This is a genomic window from Oscillibacter sp. UBA6647 (assembly GCA_002455655.1).
In the GTDB taxonomy this organism is placed as follows: domain Bacteria; phylum Bacillota; class Clostridia; order Oscillospirales; family Oscillospiraceae; genus Oscillibacter.
In genome coordinates this window covers 5,239-6,254 of sequence record DKLF01000029.1, presented here as the reverse complement: position 1 = coordinate 6,254, position 1,016 = coordinate 5,239, and the positions used below count along the sequence as shown (strand labels likewise).

Genomic DNA, 1,016 nt, shown 5'->3' with positions numbered 1-1,016 from the left:
CAGCGGGTGCTGGGGGGCTGCGCCAACCTATGCCAAAGCTTTGCCACCAAGCGCTACCGCTCCAACTGCATCAACTGGGGGATTTTTCCCTTCACCATAGATACGGACTTCCCGGGTGAAGACGGCGAGTGGGTCTTTATTCCCGGCGTGCGGGAGGCCGTCGCCAGCGAGAAGGAGTCCCTGCCCGCCGTGCTGCTGCGCAGGGGCGGGACCTCCGTCCCCCTGACCCTCCACTTGCAGGACCTGACGGGGGAGGAGCGGGAGATTCTGCTGGATGGGTGCCTGATGAATTATTACAGAAAGAAGAACGGCTGAGATGGAAAAGCTTCAAATGAAAACGCCTCTGGTGGAGATGGACGGAGACGAGATGACTCGCGTGCTCTGGCGCATCATCCGGGACGAACTGATTTACCCCTACGTGGATTTGAAAACGGAGTATTACGATCTGGGTCTGCCCCATCGGGATGAGACGGGGGATCAGGTCACGCTGGACGCGGCCAACGCCACCCGACGGCTGGGCGTGGCGGTGAAATGCGCCACCATCACCGCCAACCGCCACCGGCAGGAGGAATACGGCCTGAAGGAAATCTGGCCCTCCCCCAACGGCACCATCCGCGCCGTGCTGGACGGAACGGCCTTCCGGGCGCCCATCCTGCTGCCCTTCCTCCGCCCGGCGGTGCCGGGATGGGAAAAGCCCATTACCGTGGCCCGCCACGCCTACGGCGACATGTACAAGGCCGTGGAGTTGGTGACAGACGAGCCAGGGGTTGCTACGCTGGATTTTACGGGGGAAAGCGGCAGAACGCAAAGCCTCACCGTTGCCAAAACAAAAGGCCCCGCGGTGTTTCAGGGCCAGCACAACACGGAGGTTTCCATCCGCGCCTTTGTCCGCTCCTGCTTTCAGTACGCGCTGGACACGAAGCAGGATTTGTGGTTCTCCGCCAAGGACACCATTTCCAAGGAGTACGACGGGGAGTTTCGGCGGGTGTTTGACGAGGAATTTGAATCCACCTACA

At 61.2% G+C, this 1,016-nt stretch carries 1 protein-coding gene and 1 pseudogene; both read left to right on the top strand.

From position 1 onward, the window contains the following. A pseudogene (locus B2W96_RS02325) lies at positions 1 to 315 on the top strand (hydratase); the annotation flags it as partial. 1 nt (position 316) lies between these two features. Further along, positions 317 to 1,016, top strand: a 700-nt coding sequence (locus B2W96_RS02320; RefSeq protein ID WP_293008159.1) for an isocitrate/isopropylmalate family dehydrogenase, incomplete at its 3' end; no start/stop codon positions are given.